The 14,178-nt window shown below is 60.6% G+C and carries 13 protein-coding genes; 5 read left to right on the forward strand and 8 right to left on the reverse strand.

Annotated features, from left to right (window positions below; translation table 11 throughout):
• The first annotated feature begins 84 nt into the window (after positions 1-84).
• Positions 85-867, forward strand: coding sequence for an oxygenase MpaB family protein (locus ACOH1Z_RS05170; protein ID WP_449647392.1), 783 nt, complete (start codon positions 85-87; stop codon positions 865-867).
• On the opposite strand, the gene ACOH1Z_RS05175 is transcribed toward ACOH1Z_RS05170, so the two are convergent.
• Genes ACOH1Z_RS05175 through ACOH1Z_RS05185 form a run of 3 tightly spaced genes read right to left on the reverse strand, consistent with a single transcriptional unit; the run spans position 864 to position 5,754 of the window.
• Positions 864-2,300 carry an RNB domain-containing ribonuclease gene (locus ACOH1Z_RS05175; RefSeq protein ID WP_449647393.1) on the reverse strand — a complete coding sequence of 479 codons (1,437 nt, stop codon included), beginning with the start codon at positions 2,298-2,300 and terminating at the stop codon, positions 864-866. The genes ACOH1Z_RS05170 and ACOH1Z_RS05175 overlap by 4 nt on opposite strands.
• A 28-nt stretch (positions 2,301-2,328) precedes the next feature.
• Positions 2,329-4,740 (reverse strand): ATP-dependent helicase, encoded by a 2,412-nt coding sequence (locus ACOH1Z_RS05180; protein WP_449647394.1) that lies wholly within the window; start codon positions 4,738-4,740, stop codon positions 2,329-2,331.
• A gap of 12 nt (positions 4,741-4,752) precedes the next feature.
• Positions 4,753-5,754: a glycerophosphodiester phosphodiesterase family protein gene (locus ACOH1Z_RS05185; protein WP_449647395.1), complete on the reverse strand. Its 1,002-nt coding sequence runs from the start codon at positions 5,752-5,754 to the stop codon at positions 4,753-4,755.
• A 45-nt stretch (positions 5,755-5,799) separates the two neighbouring features.
• On the opposite strand from ACOH1Z_RS05185, the gene ACOH1Z_RS05190 reads away from it, so the two are divergent.
• The 3 genes from ACOH1Z_RS05190 (at position 5,800) to ACOH1Z_RS05200 (ending at position 7,495) form a co-directional block, all read left to right on the forward strand.
• Positions 5,800-6,120, forward strand: coding sequence for a DUF4190 domain-containing protein (locus ACOH1Z_RS05190; RefSeq protein ID WP_449647396.1), 321 nt, complete (start codon positions 5,800-5,802; stop codon positions 6,118-6,120).
• On the forward strand, positions 6,110-6,619 hold the full coding sequence (locus ACOH1Z_RS05195; protein WP_449647397.1) for a hypothetical protein: 510 nt from the start codon (positions 6,110-6,112) through the stop codon (positions 6,617-6,619). Before ACOH1Z_RS05190 ends, ACOH1Z_RS05195 begins: the two co-directional genes overlap by 11 nt.
• A gap of 78 nt (positions 6,620-6,697) precedes the next feature.
• On the forward strand, positions 6,698-7,495 hold the full coding sequence (locus ACOH1Z_RS05200) for a Bax inhibitor-1/YccA family protein (protein WP_449647398.1): 798 nt from the start codon (positions 6,698-6,700) through the stop codon (positions 7,493-7,495).
• Positions 7,496-7,571: 76 nt separating this feature from the next.
• On the opposite strand, the gene guaA is transcribed toward ACOH1Z_RS05200, so the two are convergent.
• The 5 genes from guaA to ACOH1Z_RS05225 all read right to left on the reverse strand — a co-directional run bounded on the left by guaA (position 7,572) and on the right by ACOH1Z_RS05225 (position 13,372).
• Positions 7,572-9,167, reverse strand: a complete 1,596-nt coding sequence (gene guaA / locus ACOH1Z_RS05205) for a glutamine-hydrolyzing GMP synthase (RefSeq protein ID WP_449647399.1) — start codon at positions 9,165-9,167, stop codon at positions 7,572-7,574.
• Complete coding sequence (locus ACOH1Z_RS05210; RefSeq protein WP_449647400.1) at positions 9,164-9,622, reverse strand: DUF3817 domain-containing protein; 459 nt, start codon at positions 9,620-9,622, stop codon at positions 9,164-9,166. The genes guaA and ACOH1Z_RS05210 overlap by 4 nt, the downstream gene beginning before the upstream one ends.
• Before the next feature lie 4 nt (positions 9,623-9,626).
• A complete protein-coding gene (locus ACOH1Z_RS05215; protein ID WP_449647401.1) occupies positions 9,627-10,454 on the reverse strand; it encodes an SURF1 family protein in 828 nt (275 codons plus the stop codon).
• On the reverse strand, positions 10,451-12,178 hold the full coding sequence (locus ACOH1Z_RS05220) for a glycerol-3-phosphate dehydrogenase/oxidase (RefSeq protein ID WP_449647402.1): 1,728 nt from the start codon (positions 12,176-12,178) through the stop codon (positions 10,451-10,453). The genes ACOH1Z_RS05215 and ACOH1Z_RS05220 overlap by 4 nt, the downstream gene beginning before the upstream one ends.
• A 72-nt stretch (positions 12,179-12,250) precedes the next feature.
• The gene (locus ACOH1Z_RS05225; RefSeq protein WP_449647403.1) at positions 12,251-13,372 is read right to left on the reverse strand and encodes a GuaB3 family IMP dehydrogenase-related protein; all 1,122 of its coding nucleotides are present in this window, start codon (positions 13,370-13,372) and stop codon (positions 12,251-12,253) included.
• 60 nt (positions 13,373-13,432) lie between these two features.
• Here ACOH1Z_RS05225 and ACOH1Z_RS05230 point away from each other — a divergent pair, with 60 nt between their 5' ends.
• Positions 13,433-14,167 (forward strand): TetR/AcrR family transcriptional regulator, encoded by a 735-nt coding sequence (locus ACOH1Z_RS05230; protein WP_449647404.1) that lies wholly within the window; start codon positions 13,433-13,435, stop codon positions 14,165-14,167.
• The last annotated feature ends 11 nt before the right edge of the window (positions 14,168-14,178 follow it).

A 14,178-nucleotide genomic window follows, 5' to 3' on the forward strand; every position in this document is an offset into this window, starting at 1 on the left:
CTAAGGTTGTACGTTTTCCGATAGCGGGCTGTAGAGAGCGAAAGATCGGCGAATATTGTGGTTCGGCACTCCTAAACTGGCCGTGTGCCCACATCCGACCCCCTCAGAATTGCGGATGTCTCTGCCGACGTCGCCCTGTTGGCCGGTGGCGGCACGGCCATTCTGTTGCAAATCGCGCACCCTGCTGTTGGTCGTGCGGTGGCTGAGCACAGCGACTTTGCGCGGCGCCCCTTGGATCGCCTCAACGGCACCCTCACGTATCTCTATGTCACGGTGTATGGCACGCCGGAGGAGGCTGCCGAGGTTGCGCGGCGGGTGGGTGCGGCTCATCGTCCGGTGCGGTCGGAGAGTTACGATGCCCGCGATCCCGCTCTGCAACTCTGGGTAGCTGCCACGCTCTATGACACGGCAATGCGGGTTCGTGAAGCCGTTTTTGGTCCGCTGCGCGAGGAAGATGCCGAAGCTCTACTCGCTGACTACGCGGTGATTGCGACTGCGCTCGGGGTTCCGCGTGCGCTGTGGCCTGCCGACCGGCCGGCATTCGCCCGCTACTGGAACGAGAGCCTGGCCTCGTTGAGCGTCACGGACGCGAGCCGAGGAGTCGCCGAACAGTTGCTGCATCCGACTGGTGGGCCGTGGTGGTTACGGTCATCGATGCCCCTCGTGCGCGTACTCACGGCCGGGTTTCTCAGTGCCGAGCTGCGCGATGCCTATGCGCTCCCCCACAGCCAGAAACGTTTCGACCGGATCATGCGGGTCTCCCGTACCGTGTATCCGCGTCTCCCGCAGTGGGTGAGGTTCGCGGCGCAACGGCGCTACCTCGCTCAGTTCCGGCGTTCAACCGCTAACGGTGCTGCCGCACTCTAGGCGAGAACGAACTCCACCGTTCCGCTAGCGATGTCGGCGGTCACGAGCCGTGCTCGCACCGTCGAGCCGGCCGAGACTGTGCCCTCAATGCGGGCGGTAATAACCGGATCTGCGATCTGGATGATGCCGCCACCAGCGCGCTCCGAAACGACCGTTGCATCAAACTCGTCTCCCACTCGCGCGCTCAAGAGTGCTGCCTCTATGGCATTGACCGAGGAACGATCCAATTGCGAGGCTAGTGAGCTTGTGCGCGCCATGATCTTGGGTAGTTCTGGGAGAGCTTTGCGCACCCACTTGGGCACACGGCGGTCAGAGATGATGGCTTCACAGGCGACGAGCACGAAACGATCGACGAGGCGGCGTAGCGGTGCCGTCGCGTGGGCATACGGTGCGGCGACCGCAGCTTGAATGGTTTCTTCGGGGTGTTCGCCGTCGAATACCGTGTACCCGGCTCCCCTGAAGAGTGATGTGGCGGCATGAATCGCGGCGAGCGCACGGGGATCGCTGTGGTCAAGGGCGCGCAGATACTCGCCATAGTTCTGGTTCTCGGGCCATGGGCATCCAAGACTGGCAACTTGGCGGCGAAACTGGTCGAGCGTTTCAGTGTCGGGTGCTGGCATTGTGCGCAAGATTCCCACGTTGCCTTCGAGCATGATGCGCGCGGCTTCCATGCCCGTCATGAGGGACACGTGAGCGTTGTACTGCTCGACGGGCAGCGGGCTGCGCCGCTCAAGAACATACGTGCCATCAACGAGCATTACTTCTTCGTCTGGACGGTTGAGACTTGCCCCGCCCCGCTCACGCTCGAGCTCGGCGCGCAGCCGGCCGAATTCGGGCAGCAACGATAGTGACTCATCAGCGAGTTCATTGTCGAGCAGATCTTGTACTTCGTCATAGTTGTATTGGCGACGGTTTCGTACGCGGGCACGCACCAGAGTTGTCGCGGTGACCTCACCCCTAGCATCCAAGTCAAAGGTCCAGACGAATGCTGGTCGTGTGGCACCGGCGAGCAACGACGCAGCGTTTTCGCTGATCACTGTGGGATGCAGCGGAATCCGGCCATCCGGCGCATACAGGGTTTGTCCACGCTTTCGAGCCTCCGCATCCACCGCCGAACCCGGCCACACAAAAGCGGGGACCTCGGCAATCGCATACAGCACCCGCAGTGTCTCGCCCGTGCGCTCGAGATAGAGCGCCTGATCAAGATCGGTCGCACCCTCTGGATCGATCGTGGCGAAGGGAATGTCGGTCAGATCAAGTTCTGGTGGCTCATACGCTGCGACGGCAGCCTCAGCCGCTTCTTCGACTTCAGCACTGAACCCGGTCGGCAGTGTGAGTTCTACCCGAACCTGCACGAGCGCTGCGGCAAGCGCGTCATCGGTGTCGTGCGGTCGAACGCGCGGAACGACAAGCCGCACTTCTCCGTGCGCCATGGTGCCCGAATAGTCGTGACTTTCGGAATCAAAGTTTCTCAATGGGAGCAATCTTGATCAGCAGACGCTTCCGTCCGGCGGTATCGAATTGAACATCGGCGATGCTCTTCGGGCCGTTGCCGGTCACCTGATTTACCGTGCCATCACCGAAATCAGTGTGACGGATGCGGTCGCCAGCCGCCAGAGTGAGATCACCATTGTCGCGAACCGTTGCTGTAATCGCATTGGCCCACTCGGTCTTTGCGCGCGGCGGTGCCGGAGGCAATCCACCAGACGCCGCTTCGCGAAGCGAGCTGGACCATGAGCCTCCGCCGCCGCCGTTGCCACGCCGCGCGTTGAGCGCCCGAGATTGGGGTCCGCCTCGTGAGTTCGACATGCCCGGAGACTGTTTCCACTCGATAAGGTCGGCCGGAATTTCTTGCAGGAAGCGACTCGGCATCGCAACGTTGACCTCGCCAAACTGGGCGCGGGTCATCGCAAGCGAAAGGAAGAGCCTCTTGCGCGCTCGTGTAATTCCGACATAGAAAAGTCGACGTTCCTCTGCTGGGCCGCCTGGCTCATTCGCCGACATGCGGTGCGGGAGGAGATCTTCTTCAACGCCGGTCAAGAATACGGCGTCGTATTCGAGTCCCTTTGCGGTGTGCAGCGTCATGAGGGAAACGGTTCCGCTGGAATCGTCGAGGTCATCGGCCGCGGCGACAAGTGAGACCTCGGTGAGGAAGTCCAGAAGAGTTCCGTCGGGATTGTTCTTTCCGAACTCCTTCGTGACCGCGATCAACTCATCGACGTTCTCGGCGCGAGCCTCATCCTGCGGGTCAAGCGATGCGCGCAACGCGCGAACATAGCCTGAACGATCCAAAAGTTCATTAAGGATGTCGGCAGGCTTAGCCGTTTCGACCTTCGCCATAACGTCATCAAGAAGTCGGGCAAGGTCAATAATTGCTTTCGTTACCTTCGGGCCGAGCCCTAGTTCGGCGGCATTGCGCATCGCATCCCGCAGGGTTACGCCCCGGTCATCCGCCCACGCCTGCAGCGCGGCTTCGGTCGCCGGACCAATGCCGCGCTTCGGGGTATTCATGATTCGACGCAGCGCCAGCGGATCTGCCGGGTTCGCGACCGCAATCAGGTAACCAAACGCATCTTTGATTTCCGCACGCTCATAGAACTTCGTTCCGCCGAGCACCCGGTACGGCAGAGCTGCCCGGATGAAGATCTCTTCAAGGGCACGCGTCTGCGAGTTGGTGCGATAGAAGACCGCGACGTCTTTGTACGCAACGCCTTCGTCGTGCAGCTTCTGAATCTCATCCGCAATGAATTGCGCTTCATCATGACCCGAATAACCGGTGAAGCCGACAATCTTGTCGCCCTCACCGATCGTCGTGAAGAGCTTCTTGTCTTTGCGATCGAAGTTGTTCGAGATCACCGCATTGGCGGCATCCAAAATCGTCTGCGTCGAGCGATAGTTCTGTTCAAGCAGAATCACTGTCGAGCGGGGAAAGTCTCGCTCGAATTCAACAATGTTGCGGATGTCGGCTCCGCGGAACGCATAAATGGACTGGTCGCTGTCGCCGACCACGGTCAGCGACGCGGCCTCCGCTTCAGCGCCGGTGCTGCTGCCCTGCACGAGCATGCCCTGCGACGATTCAAACTGTTCAGGGGCTGGTGGTCTCGTGAGCTCGCGAATCAGCGAGTACTGAGCGTGGTTGGTGTCCTGATATTCGTCGACCAGGATGTGCTTGAAGCGGCGCTGGTAGGTGGCCGCGATGTGCGGAAACGCCCTAAACAGGTACACGGTTTGGCCAATGAGGTCGTCAAAGTCGAAAGCGTTGGCGTCGCTGAGTCCACGCGTGTAGCGCCGGAAGACTTCAAGGAACTTCTTCTCCGCCGGGTCGCTCATGTTGGCATCGCGAGCAAAACCGTCAACGTCGGTTAGCTCATTTTTGAGCTGAGAGATGCGGTTCGCCGCCTTGCTGACCGTCAACCCATACATGTCGGCGTCGAGCTCTTTGAGGATCCGCTTGAGTAGGGCCTTGCTGTCGGCAGAGTCGTAAATGGTGAAGTTTTTGGAGAACCCGAATGCTTCAGCTTCCCGACGCAAAATGCGCACGCAGGCGGAGTGGAAGGTGGAAATCCACATTCCCTCGGCGGTGTTGCCCACAATTGCCGCGACACGTTCGCGCATCTCGGCCGCAGCCTTGTTGGTAAAGGTGATCGCCAGAATCTGGCTCGGCCAGGCCTCTCTCGAGCGCAGCAGCCCCGCAATTCGGCGAGTGAGAACGCTCGTTTTTCCCGAGCCGGCGCCGGCAACAATCAGCAACGAGGGGCCACGATATTCGACCGCTTCACGCTGACGAGGGTTGAGCCCATCAAGCAGCGGGTCACGAACGGAATCGCCGTCTGCAGAACGGCCAGGGTCAGAGGGGTCAAAAACTGTCGTCATGGCTCCTCGACTCTACCCGCGCGCGGTGACGGCGAGGTCGGGTTGGTCGGCGAATACTCCGTCGAGACCGGAATCCATGAGGGTGCGGAACTCGCCGCGCCAGTCGCCAAACTTCTCGGGCTGTTTGCTTGAGCGATAGTTCTTCGGCAGAAAACGGTTCTCGGCTCGCAGAGTCCAACAAAATACGAGGAGCCCCGCGCTGTGAGCTCGCGAAACTAAGTCATTAGTCCCGGTGAGGTTTCCGGTGAGGTCCTTGGTCATGAGCATCTTCTTGTCGACACTGATTCCGTCAACCTCGCTCGCCAGCTGGGCTAGCCCGTCAGCAGTCAAGTGCTCGGCATAGTTGCGCGCTTGAGCTCCAAAACGCGCAATCAAGTCCGATGGCGCTCCACTACTTTCGAGCAAGAACACGAGCTTGCCGGGAATGCCTCGATCGCGGATGCGGTGCAGAACGCTCTGTTCGAATGATTCGATGATCAGGTTGTCTGCTGTCGCCCACTCGCTCACCTCTCTGGCGAAGAGTTCGTCGAGCGGCAGGCCAATCGACTCAAAGTAGCTCGCATGCTTGATCTCGGCCACGACTCGCAGTTGGCGTCGCTGTGCTTCGGGGTGCTGTTTCACAATTTCCAGCAGATCGCTCAGCCGCAGGATCGGTTCGGTGTCGTTGTACGCGACGTTCGCTGGGCGAATCTCCGGCAGGCGTTCGCGGGCGCGCAGGGTGGCGAGTTCGGCCCACGTGAAATCCTCGGTAAACCAGCCCGTCATCACTGTGCCATCGATCGTCTTTGACGTTCGGCGATCCGCAAACTCCGGATGATCAGCGACGTTGGTCGTTCCCGAGATCTCGTTCTCGTGCCGCAACACCAGCACGCCGTCACGGGTCGCGACAATGTCAGGCTCTACGGCATCCGCTCCCAGGGTGAATGCGAGATCGTAGGCGGCTCTGGTGTGTTCTGGGCGGTAGCCGCTGGCTCCGCGATGCCCGATCACAAGGGGGCTGGTGGTGGTGCTCATCGAGTCAAGAATATGCCGAAGTGCACCTGCGACTAATATTTAGGTATGCCCGAATGCGCGTCGTGCTCTGCACCAGTGCGGCCGGAGTGGAAGTTCTGTGTCTATTGCGGTGAACCCACCTCGGCAGATGCAGTGCGCCCTGCCCCGATTGTGGCCCCTCGCACTAATCCCGTCGCGATCCTCGCTCTCGCCCTGGCAGTGATTGGTGGGGCTCCGGCCCTAATCTTTGGGCACGTGGCGATCCGGCAGATTCGTGAGACCGGCGAGCGTGGACTGCTGATCGCTCGCATCGCTACCGTTCTCGGTTACGTCTGGCTTGTCGTCTGGGGCATCGTGTTGTACTCCCTGCTCACCAATGGCCGCTAGCGTTTCGGGAGCAACGGAGGGTTGGGAACCCGCCAGGCGCCTCCCACTGAAGTGGGGTCGCTATAACGACCGCTACTTTGTTGGCCTCGTGTTGATCATTGCCGGCGCACTGCACCTCCAGGGAGCCAACAACTACACCCTGATCATCCTGCTCATCGGCACAACGTCAACGGCGGTGGGCTGGTCGATTATGCCGTCGAGAGGATGGCGACGGATGATCGTGGTGCTGCCCACGATTACCCAAATCTGGCTCATGCTTACTGGCCCGATGTCGATGTGGACACTCACGATCCCTGTGCTGTGTTGGTTGATCGTTCGGCATCGGCCCCTTGTGTCGTATCTGGCTCTGGCTCTCCCCATTGCCAACGGCATCATCCTTCCTCGGTTCTATCAGGAGTACTCCTCCATGCCTGAGGCGCTCGCAATCTCGGCGGTGGTCGTCGTTGCTGCCGCGTGGCTCGCCCGAGCGATCGCTCACAGCGCAGCATCGCGGCGTTGAAACCCGGCATTTCTCAGCAAATTCCGGTAGTTTTATCGTGTGTCACTAACGTGTGACGCCACACCAAACAGAGGAATCATGGCACTCAATAACCCCGCTTTCTCCCGCGATGCTGCGTTTAGCTCGCGCGGCGGAGTCGCCGTAGCGAACCAGGTATCCAACCAGCAGCTCAACGACATGTACAACCAGGAGTCGGCCCCCGCCTCCAGTGATGTCATGACCGTTGAAGACACGATTGCCAAGACCGTTGGAGCCTTCGCGCTCCTGCTCGTCGGTGCAGCTATCGGCTGGATCGCCGACATGCCGCTGCTCTGGATCGGCGCCGGGCTCGTGGGCTTCGTACTCGCCCTCATCAACATCTTTAAGAAGCAGCCATCTGGCGCACTCGTGCTCGCGTACTCCGCGGTTGAGGGTGTCTTCGTCGGCGGCATCTCGCGGTTCTACGAAAATGCTTTTGACGGCGTCGTCACGCAGGCTGTGATTGCGACAATCGTTGTTGTCGGCGTCACGCTCGCACTCTTCGCTAGCGGCAAGATCCGAGCATCGAAGAAGGCCACGAAGGTCTTCATGATTGCGATGATCGGCTATGTCGTCTTCTCGCTCGTGAACGTTGTGATGATGCTCACCGGTGCCACCGATAACGCCTTCGGGCTTCGCAGTGCTGAAATTTTCGGCATCCCTTTCGGCCTCATTCTGGGTGTGCTCGTCGTAATCATGGCGGCATATTCTCTCGTTCTCGACTTCGACTTCATCCAGAAGGGTGCCGCCAATGGTGCACCCCGCGTCTTCGGCTGGAAGGGTGCCTTCGGCATCATGGTCACCGTAATCTGGCTGTACCTCGAATTGCTGCGCATGTTCGCGCTCACTCGCGACTAGCAATAGCCGTAGAGCAACGACAAAGCCCCCGTCACCTCGGCATTAGCCGGGTGACGGGGGCTTTGTCGTTAGCGGGCTATTCCCACTCAATCGTTCCTGGGGGCTTCGACGTGACGTCGAGAACCACGCGGTTCACGCCATCCACCTCATTGGTGATGCGGTTAGAAATCTTCGCGAGCACGTCATACGGCAACCGAGTCCAGTCGGCGGTCATCGCATCCTCAGATGAGACCGGGCGCAACACGATTGGGTGACCGTAGGTGCGACCATCGCCCTGCACTCCCACCGAACGAACATCGGCGAGAAGCACGACCGGGCACTGCCAGATCGTGTCATCGAGGCCAGCAGCGGTCAGCTCGGCGCGCGCAATCGCGTCGGCCTTGCGCAGTAGTTCAAGACGCTCGAAAGTGACTTCACCGATAATGCGGATGCCGAGACCGGGGCCAGGGAATGGCTGGCGGCCAACAATGACCTCCGGCAATCCCAGCTCGCGACCGATCGCGCGGACCTCATCCTTGAACAGTGTGCGCAGTGGCTCGACCAGGTCGAACTGCAAATCTTCGGGGAGCCCACCAACGTTGTGGTGGCTCTTAATGTTGGCGGTTCCGGTTCCTCCGCCACTTTCGACGACATCCGGGTACAGAGTTCCCTGCACGAGGAACTTCACGGTCTCGTCGCTGCCCTGTGTTTCGAGCACGAGTGCCTCAGCAGCATTCTCGAAGCTGCGAATGAACTCGCGGCCGATGATCTTGCGCTTCGTCTCGGGGTCAGTGACTCCGGCGAGAGCATCCATGAACTGGTCAACAGCATCGACGGTGACAAGGCGCACACCGGTCGAGGCGACGTAGTCCTCTTCGACTTGGCGGCGCTCATCCTGACGCAGCAAGCCGTGGTCAACGAAGATGCAGACAAGTTGATCGCCAACAGCCTCGTGCACAATCGCGGCAGCGACAGCAGAGTCAACTCCACCCGAAAGGCCACAAATGACGCGTGCCGAACCTACCTGCTCACGGATGCGCGCGACCTGCTCAGCGATCACATTTCCGCTGTTCCAGTCAGCAGGGATCCCCGCAGCATCGTGCAAGAAGTTCTCAAGCACGCTCTGGCCGAATTCGGAATGCTTCACCTCAGGGTGCCACTGCACTCCATAAAGTCCGCGCTCCTTGCTCGCGAACGCGGCAACCGGGGTCGCTTCGCTACTGGCAAGAACATCAAAACCGGCTGGCGCTTCCGTCACAGCGTCGCCGTGGCTCATCCAGACCGTCTGCTTGTTCGGCTGCTCGCCCAAGAGTGAACCGCCGTCGCCCTGAACCGTCATGTCGGTGGCGCCATATTCACGCAACCCGGTCTTGGCGACGGTGCCGCCGAGCTGACGGGCCATAACCTGAAAGCCATAGCAAATACCGAAGACAGGAATGCCGAGCTGCAGGATGCCCGGGTCGAGGTCGGGCGAACCCGGCTCATAGACACTCGACGGTCCACCGCTCAGCACGATGCCGGCCGGATTCTTGGCGGCGATCTCTGCCGCAGTGATGGTGTGAGGAACAATCTCGCTATACACGTTCGCCTCGCGCACGCGACGTGCGATCAGCTGGGCGTACTGCGCGCCGAAGTCAACAACGAGAACGGGGCGAGCGTTCGTGTCTGCGGAAGTGGCCGAGGAATCGGTCATGCGGAAGCCTTTGCGGAGTCAGCGCCCGCCGCTTTCACGGCTGCAGCGGATTCAATACGGGCAAGTTTCGCTTCAACGAAACGAGGAACCTGGCGCTCAAGAAAGAACGACAGAAGCGGAATAACACCACCAAGGGCGATGTACAAGAACCGCAAGAACGAGAAACGCGACAGGCGCCAGAGCACAAAGTCAGCGGCAACATAAAAGACGTAAAGCCAGCCGTGAACAATCAGGATGATCGTCGACACGTTGATGCCCTGCACCAACTCTTTCGGCGTGAGTGTGACAAACCCTGCCGGGCCGTTCAGCTCGATGTCTCCACCGAGCCCATAACGGAACACCATCATGAGGCAGAGCACAAGCAAGAAGCTGCCAGTAATGATCGACGAGACCTTGTAGAAAGACAGGGTGCGACGAATGCGCGGAAAATCAGAAAGCCGGGGACCAAGAGCCATAGCTCTAGTCTACGGCCGCGTCGGGCTCCAACTCTTCGCGCTCTTCTTCCCACACATCTCGCACGAGGCGGTACCACAGGAAGACGGCGAAGCCAGCGAAGACAACCCACTCGACGGCATAGAACACGTTGAGCAGATTGAGGGAAACCTCTGTCGACGGTGGCGGTGAATCGATGGCCTCGAGCCCGGCGGGTGCGTCAAAACTGACGACGTAGCCACCATAGGTTCCCGCCGGAACGTCCTCCCACAGATTGACCAGCTCCGACACCGCGAGGGCGCTGCGCACTCCCGACTCGAAATCGGACTGTTGCGGTGACTCGGTTGGCAGCAGACGGCCGGTGAACGTCGACTGAGGCGACGAAGCCTCCAGTTGAGCAATGGCGGATGCCGCAGCATCCAGAGAAGGAGCCCACCCGAGCGCGATAGCGATGCTTGCCCCACTCTGCTCAACGCCATGACCTACGACCCAGTAACCCATACCGGCGGTGTTGCGCCGTTCCGAAAGCACCACGTAGTCGCCAGCCACGAGCTCTGCACTGAAGCTCACCGATTGACCGGTCGTGGCCGACGCCAAAGGATCTTGAGCCTTCGCCACTGAATCGAGGGCGACAAGGCTCTCACTCTGTTGCTCGGTGATCTCGCCGCCTTCAAGGCTCCGGCTGAGCTGCCACTGGCCAAGCGCGGCGAAACTAGACGCTATGACCAGCGCGAGCACGAGAGCACCAATCCAGCGCGGGCGACGTGCAATCTGCCACATCGTTGCTGGCGCTACCGGCGCAGCCGCCACTGGTGTCGTGCCTTGTGCTCCTGGCGCAGAATCCGTCGTACTCACTCGCTAACGATATCTGGTGCTTCGAGCCTCACCCGATCAGCCGACTCATCATCTGGCTGCTTCTGGCTCGCAAGTTCCGCCTCAACCCGCTGGAGATAGCGCTCGACTTCAACCGTTGTCTTCGCGGAGTCCCACCCCAATACATTCGCCATGAGCTCTGCCGCGACCGGGGCCGCCGACACGCCACGGTCCCATGCCTCAATCGATATACGAGTGCGACGAGCCAACACGTCGTCGAGGTGGAGCGCACCCTCGTGGCTGGCCGCATAAACAACTTCGGCCGCAATGTAGTCATCGGCGCCCGGGAGTGCCTCTGCCAGTTTCGGGTTGCTACGAACAAGTTCGAGCACTTCAGTGGCGAGCACTCCGTACCGATTGAGAAGGTGCTCAACGCGAGAGCGGTGAAGACCAAAGGTGCGGGCGAGAGTGGAGCGTTTGTTCCACGCAGCCCGATACCCTTCAGCGCCGAGCAGCGCGACATCTTCGGTGATGCTCGGGGAGATCCTGCCATCGAGCGCATCCACCGCGGCATCCACGGCATCCTTCGCCATGATTCGATAGGTCGTCCATTTACCGCCAGCGACAACAACGAGCCCTGGAACGCTGTGAGTCACAATGTGCTCGCGGCTGAGCTTGGAGGTCAGGTCTGACTCTCCCGCGAGCAGAGGCCGCAATCCGGCAAATACACCCTCGACGTCGTCGCGAGTCAGCGGCACGGCGAGCACTTTGTTGACGCGTTCAAGTAAATAGTCGATGTCGGCTGCGGTAGCCGCCGGGTGCGCTTTGTCAAGATCCCAGTCGGTGTCTGTCGTTCCGATGAGCCAGTGCCGGCCCCACGGAATGACGAAAAGAACGCTCTTTTCCGTGCGCAGCAGTAGGCCGAGTTTCGACTGGAACCGATCGCGAGGCACGACCAAGTGAACGCCTTTAGACGCCCTCACTCTGAACTGTCCACGCTCACCGACCATTGCTTGAGTGTCATCAGTCCACACGCCGGTCGCATTCACCACCTGCTTAGCGCGGATCTCGAACTTCTCGCCGGTCTCAAGATCGTGCGCCATGACTCCGACTACGCGCTCGCCGACTTTCACGAAATTCTCGACCCGAACTCGGTTCGCCACGTGGGCGCCATAGAAGCTTGCGGTGCGCGCGAGCGTTGAGACATATCGTGCGTCGTCGACTTGGGCATCGTAATAAGTGAGCCCGCCGCGGAAGGCATCCGAGCGCAGGCTCGGTGCCGCTCGTAACATTTGCTGTCGTGTCAGGTGCCGGTGATGCGGAACGCCGGGAGGTCGTCCCCCGGAGTAACTGAGGATGTCGTACAGCAACATTCCCGCACCGATATATAGCCGCTCGAAGATCGGCTTCGTCACGGGATAGAGAAAACGCACCGGGCGCACGAGATGAGGTGCAATCCGTTGCAAGAGCAATCCGCGTTCCTTGAGAGCTTCGCGAACGAGTCGAAAGTCGAGCTGCTCCAAATAGCGGATGCCGCCGTGCACTAACTTCGACGATCGACTTGACGTGCCAGAAGCCCAGTCGCGGGCCTCAACCATGCCGACGTTCAACCCGCGCGTCGCAGCATCCAGCGCACTGCCCGTGCCGACGATGCCGCCACCGATCACGAGAATGTCGAGTTCGTTTTCACGAAGCGCGGCGATTGCACTCGCGCGCTGTTCTGCGCTCAGTGCTGCTGTCTGGGATTTCGCTTGGGGTTTAGCCATTCATAAATCCTCTTGCGTGCGGCTGATCTCTGGCTGTGAACGTGTTGCCGCAGCGCTCACCGTGACTGCGCGTTACAGGGTGTTGTAGGGAGCCACAACGACGTCGACCCGCTGGAACTCTTTCAGGTCGGAGTAGCCAGTTGTTGCCATTGAGCGACGCAGGGCACCAATCAGGTTGGACTGGCCATTCGGGTGCGACGACGGTCCGTTGAGGATTTCGGCGAGAGGCGCGAGCTGGCCAACCTCGACACGATTGCCGCGAGGGAGCTCGGAGTGGTGCGCTTCTTGACCCCAGTGGTATCCGCCGCCCGGGGCATCCGTAGCGCGCGCAAGTGTGCTGCCAAGCATGACGGCATCGGCACCGACCGCAATTGCTTTCACAATGTCGCCGCTTGTGCCGAGTCCGCCATCGGCGATCACGTGAACGTAGCGGCCGCCGGACTCATCCATGTAGTCACGGCGTGCACCAGCAACGTCGGCGACTGCGGTTGCCATGGGAGCGTGGATGCCCAGGCTCGAGCGTGTGGTGCTTGCCGCACCGCCGCCGAAGCCGACGAGCACTCCGGCAGCACCGGTGCGCATGAGGTGGAGTGCTGCGGTGTAACTAGCAGCACCACCGACGATGACGGGAACATCGAGTTCGTAAATGAACTCTTTAAGGTTGAGGGGTTCGCTTGACTTAGATACGTGCTCAGCGCTCACGGTCGTGCCGCGGATGACGAACAGGTCGACGCCAGCATCAAGAACTGTCTGGTGGAGTTCTTTCGTGCGCTGTGGGCTGAGTGCTCCAGCGACGGGCACTCCGGCTTCACGGATTTCGGCGAGACGCTGAGTGACGAGTTCTGGTTTGATCGGCTCGGCATAGAGCTGCTGCATGCGCGCCGTTGCCTGATCGGCCGGCAGGTGACGGATCTCTTCGAGCACTGGCTCGGGGTTCTCATAACGGGTCCAGAGACCTTCGAGGTCGAGCACTCCAAGCCCGCCGAGCTTGCCCATCGTGATCGCGGTCGCTGGTGATACAACGGAGTCCATGGGAGCCGCGATAACGGGGATATCAAAGGTGTAGGCGTCAATCGTCCAGCTCACCGACACATCACGAGGATCACGCGTTCGGCGCGACGGCACGATAGCGATGTCATCAAAGGAGTAGACGCGGCGAGCGCGCTTGGCGCGGCCAATCTCGAAATCATTCACTGCTCTAGCCTACCCGGCCAGCGATTGACAGCCATTGAACAAACGTTTAGTTTATTAAACATGCGTTCAAGAGTCGATGATTCCACCACCAAAGCGCGCATCCGCGACGCCGCGATTCGACTCATCGGGCAGAACGGGTTCGCCGCGACAAGCGCCCGCGCTGTCGCGACTGAAGCAGGAGTGAGCGCCGGCCTCGTCATCCACCACTTTGGAAGCATGCGCGAGCTCAAAGCCGCGTGCGATGACTTCATCATCAGCGAGGTCACCCACCGCAAAGCCGGTCTCGGCGAAGGAGACATCAGTGCGGCAGTCAGCGAGTGGTACGCCGACCTCCCCAAATTCGAGCCGTGGCTCAACTATCTAGGCCGCCTCTTCACCGACGATTCTGTCGCCGGGGCAGACCTTTTCGACCGCTTCGTCGCCATGTCCCACACCATGCTCCTTGAGGGAGTTGCCAGCGGAGCCGTCACGCCAAGCGCCGACGAACACGCCCGCGCCATACTGCTCGTCACCCACAGCCTGTCGACTCTCACGCTGCAAAGTCACATCGCCCGCAGTCTCGGCAGCGGGCAACTCAGTCTCGACAGTCTCAGCCGCATGGGCAATGCTGCCCTCGAGCTCTATACCCACGGCATCTACACCGACAGCACGGCCCTTGATGCGTCCCGCGCCGCTTCGCACGCCGCCTCGCAAGCCGCATCACCGCCACCGCGACACGTGCATGACCCGGATGCGGATCCTCCGGCCAGCGAGGCTCCCTCCAGCACGCACACCCCCTCAACGACTCCCTCCTAGGAAGGACCGGG

Source organism: Rhodoglobus sp., from assembly GCF_053580035.1.

Coding starts and splice junctions, on each gene's coding strand:
- ACOH1Z_RS05210 (WP_449647400.1), bottom strand. CDS start 9,622: ATGGCTCTTGGTCCCCGGCTTTCTGATTTTCCGCGCATTCGTCGCACC.
- ACOH1Z_RS05180 (WP_449647394.1), bottom strand. CDS start 4,740: ATGACGACAGTTTTTGACCCCTCTGACCCTGGCCGTTCTGCAGACGGC.
- ACOH1Z_RS05230 (WP_449647404.1), top strand. CDS start 13,433: ATGCGTTCAAGAGTCGATGATTCCACCACCAAAGCGCGCATCCGCGAC.
- guaA (WP_449647399.1), bottom strand. CDS start 9,167: ATGACCGATTCCTCGGCCACTTCCGCAGACACGAACGCTCGCCCCGTT.
- ACOH1Z_RS05175 (WP_449647393.1), bottom strand. CDS start 2,300: ATGGCGCACGGAGAAGTGCGGCTTGTCGTTCCGCGCGTTCGACCGCAC.
- ACOH1Z_RS05195 (WP_449647397.1), top strand. CDS start 6,110: ATGGCCGCTAGCGTTTCGGGAGCAACGGAGGGTTGGGAACCCGCCAGG.
- ACOH1Z_RS05200 (WP_449647398.1), top strand. CDS start 6,698: ATGGCACTCAATAACCCCGCTTTCTCCCGCGATGCTGCGTTTAGCTCG.
- ACOH1Z_RS05190 (WP_449647396.1), top strand. CDS start 5,800: ATGCCCGAATGCGCGTCGTGCTCTGCACCAGTGCGGCCGGAGTGGAAG.
- ACOH1Z_RS05220 (WP_449647402.1), bottom strand. CDS start 12,178: ATGGCTAAACCCCAAGCGAAATCCCAGACAGCAGCACTGAGCGCAGAA.
- ACOH1Z_RS05185 (WP_449647395.1), bottom strand. CDS start 5,754: ATGAGCACCACCACCAGCCCCCTTGTGATCGGGCATCGCGGAGCCAGC.